The sequence below is a fragment of the Streptomyces tateyamensis genome (genome assembly GCF_003205575.1).
Lineage (GTDB): Bacteria > Actinomycetota > Actinomycetes > Streptomycetales > Streptomycetaceae > Kitasatospora > Kitasatospora tateyamensis.
The window spans coordinates 1-1,473 of record NZ_PYBW01000231.1; the positions used below are offsets into that span (position 1 = coordinate 1).

2 protein-coding genes are annotated in these 1,473 nt (G+C 69.8%); both read left to right on the forward strand.

Annotated elements, in window-relative coordinates:
- Positions 1–14: 14 nt before the first annotated feature.
- Positions 15–800: an electron transfer flavoprotein subunit beta/FixA family protein gene (locus tag C7C46_RS32970; protein WP_110673589.1), complete on the forward strand. Its 786-nt coding sequence runs from the start codon at positions 15–17 to the stop codon at positions 798–800.
- Between the two features lie 38 nt (positions 801–838).
- On the forward strand, positions 839–1,473 hold a 635-nt coding region (locus C7C46_RS32975), incomplete at its 3' end, for an electron transfer flavoprotein subunit alpha/FixB family protein (protein ID WP_110673588.1).

The window sequence follows — 1,473 nt, forward strand, 5'->3', positions numbered from 1 at the left end:
ACAGGAGACAGGCCGTGAGCTTGAGGATCGTTGTCTGTGTGAAGTACGTGCCCGATGCGACTGGTGATCGTCGTTTTGCGGACGACACCACGACCGACCGGGATGCCGTGGACGGGCTCTTGTCGGAGTTGGACGAGTACGGCGTTGAGCAGGCGTTGCGGATCGCGGAGGCTTCCGGTGATGCGGAGGTGACGGTCCTGACGGTGGGTGGTGACGACGCGCGGGACGCGATCAAGAAGGCGTTGTCGATGGGTGCGGACAAGGGTGTGCACGTCAACGACGACGCTGTTCACGGTTCGGACGTGGTGGCGACGTCTGCGGTGGTGGCGAAGGCGGTGGAGAAGGCCGGGTTCGACCTGGTGGTGTGTGGGATGGCGTCCACGGACGGGACGATGGGTGTGCTGCCGGCGCTGTTGGCGGAGCGTCTGGGGGTGCCGCAGGTGACGCTGCTGTCGGAGGTGGCGGTCGCGGGTGGTGTGGTGACGGGTCGTCGGGACGGTGATGCGGCCAGTGAGCTGGTGGAGGCGTCGCTGCCGGCGGTGGTGTCGGTGACCGACCAGTCGGGTGAGGCGCGGTACCCGTCGTTCAAGGGGATCATGGCGGCGAAGAAGAAGCCGGTCGCCGAGTGGGACCTGGACGACCTGGGCCTGGAGGCCGGCCAGGTCGGCTTGGCCAATGCGTGGACCGCGGTGAGCTCGGTGACCGAGCGTGCGGCCCGTACCAAGGGCACGATCGTCACGGACGAGGGTGAGGGCGGCAAGGCGCTCGCCGGGTTCCTGGCCGAGCAGAAGTTCATCTGACCCGCCGTCCGCGTATCCCTTTCTAGGAGCTTGTGAACATGAGTGAGATCCTCGTCCTGGTCGACCACGCCGACGGTGTGGTGCGCAAGCCCGCCCTGGAGCTGCTGACCCTGGCCCGCCGCATCGGCACCCCTTCCGCGGTGGTGCTGGGCGCCGGTGAGAACGCGGCCGCGATCGCGGCCAAGGCCGCCGAGTACGGCGCCGTCAAGGCGTACGTGGCCGACGCCCCCGAGTTCGCCGACTTCCTGGTGGTGCCCAAGGTCGACGCCCTGACCCAGATCGCGCAGGCCGCCGGCGCCGCCGCCGTGCTGGTCACCTCCTCCGGTGAGGGCAAGGAGGTCGCCGCGCGTACGGCGCTGCGCCTGGGTTCGGGTGTGATCACCGACGCGGTGGACCTGGAGGCCGGCGAGGGCGGTGCCCCGGTGGCCACGCAGTCGGTGTTCGCGGCCTCGTTCCAGGTCAAGTCGACGGTGACCAAGGGCGCGCCGGTCATCACGGTCAAGCCGAACTCGGCGGCCCCCGAGGCCGCGCCGGTGGAGCAGGCTGTGGAGAGCGTGAGCGTGGCGTTCACGGGCAACGCGGCGAAGGTGACGTCCCGCACGCCGCGGGTCTCCTCGGGGCGTCCGGAGCTGACGGAGGCCGCGATCGTGGTCTCGGGCGGTCGTGGTGTGGG